Annotated in this window: 1 protein-coding gene; it reads right to left on the bottom strand. The window is 59.6% G+C overall.

Annotation, left to right across the window (positions count from 1 at the left end):
- Positions 1-95: 95 nt before the first annotated feature.
- On the bottom strand, positions 96-1,586 hold the full coding sequence (locus G3N64_RS39050; protein WP_205788889.1) for an ISNCY family transposase: 1,491 nt from the start codon (positions 1,584-1,586) through the stop codon (positions 96-98).
- Positions 1,587-1,687 lie beyond the last annotated feature (101 nt).

The raw sequence follows: 1,687 nt of genomic DNA on the forward strand, positions 1-1,687 counted from the left end.
ACCCATGTCGTAGCCATTTCAAGATGTCGTGGCGCCAGCTAAATAGAAATGTCGTGTTTTCAGGGGTTCAGGATTTGTTTCTCATGGGCTTCAGATCACGCAGTGTCGAAGAGCTGGTCCTGAACGGGCAGGGTGCTTACGCTTGCGTCGCTGCTCCTTGCAGACCGACGGCCAGGTTTGCGCGTGGGCTGTTGTGCCTGTCTGCGTTCGGCGAGATCCACGATCACTTTCTCTACATCGGCCTGCGTGAATTCACGCTGCTTCTTTTTATCCGGCCCGGAGGTGTTGCGATTCGTCTTGGATGAGTCGCCCCGATTCGTTCGGGATGGAGCCTTACCGATTCGGCTGTTATCACGCTGCGCCTGGATCGCCTGCGCAACCTGGAGCACGTGACTCAGGCGCTTGTGTTCGACTACAGCGGCTTGATCGATCTCGGCCAGCCGGTCGTACTGTCTGCAGGGCAACACGCGACCCTCTGTTCGGAGTTCGATGCGCCCGTCCGGGTACTCCCAAACCTCGATCGTTCGATCGATCAGCTTCCGATTCTCCGGCGTATCGTCCAGCAAATACATCACTCGGTCGTACTGCACCGTGAGCGACTTCGTGACTTTCCGAGGCTCGCGCCACGTCAGCACCAAGTCGAGATTCTCATCGGCGCGCAGCGGTCGGTGTGCATTGAAGTCGCTCTTCGGCGGCTTCGCAAAACGTGCGTTGTAAGCAGCCGTGAAGGAGGGCGCGTAAGCGTTGGCGGCGGCCACCGTGTTGATCCCGCGCAGCCGCATCTCCTTGACCAGGCGATCCTGCAACGTCAGATGTGCTCGCTCGACTCGCCCCTTGGCCGGACTGCTGTTTGCGCAAAACGTGTCGATGTTCAACTCGTACATCGCGCGGCCGAAGTGCGTCACCCGATTGCCAGTCTTGCCCGGCGTTGTATTGCGGAACACGCTGTACTTGTCGCTATAGAACGCCCCCGGTTTGCCATGGCACTCGATATACGCTCGCGTCGCCTCGAAGTAGCTGAAGGTCGATTCGGTCTGCGTGAAGTGCAGCATCATCAACCGGCTCGTCGCATCGTCGACGTACACCAGCAACGTGCAGGCCGGCGCCCGTTCCTCGAACCACCGATGATCGCTGCCGTCGATCTGGATTAGTTCGCCCAGGCAGGCACGCCGCGCTCGTGGCTGATAGACCTTCGGCGGTCGTTGCCTGCGTGGCACCCACAAACCAGCATCCGTCATCAGCCGCCGTACCGTTTCCTTGGCCAACTGGATGCCATGGCACTCGGAAAGCTTCTCGCAGGCCAACGTCGGGCCAAAATCCGCGTAGCGATCGCGGATGATCGTCAGCGCTCGCCGAGCCAGTTCCTCGTCCAATCGCCGGTTCCCTGGACGACCACGTTTGCGCGACGTCAGTCCGGCCGCTCCGGATTCCCGGTACCGAATCACGAGCCGTTCGATCTGCCGTACCGTCAGGCCCAGCCGTTCGGCCGCACGTCCGGGCTTCAAGCCCGTGTCCACAACAGCCTCGATTACCTTCAGACGGTCGAGTTCTCGCATGTTCAATGTCACCAGTGCTGTTCGGTGCATCGCCGGCTCCATGATCTGACGGGGAGCCGGCAAGCTTACCGAGGTCCAAACGCGACATTTCTAAATGGCTAGAACACGACATTTCTAAAAAGCTACCACAA

This window comes from Burkholderia sp. Ac-20344, assembly GCF_017104975.1.
Lineage (GTDB): Bacteria > Pseudomonadota > Gammaproteobacteria > Burkholderiales > Burkholderiaceae > Burkholderia.

Coding starts and splice junctions, on each gene's coding strand:
- G3N64_RS39050 (WP_205788889.1), bottom strand. CDS start 1,586: ATGCACCGAACAGCACTGGTGACATTGAACATGCGAGAACTCGACCGT.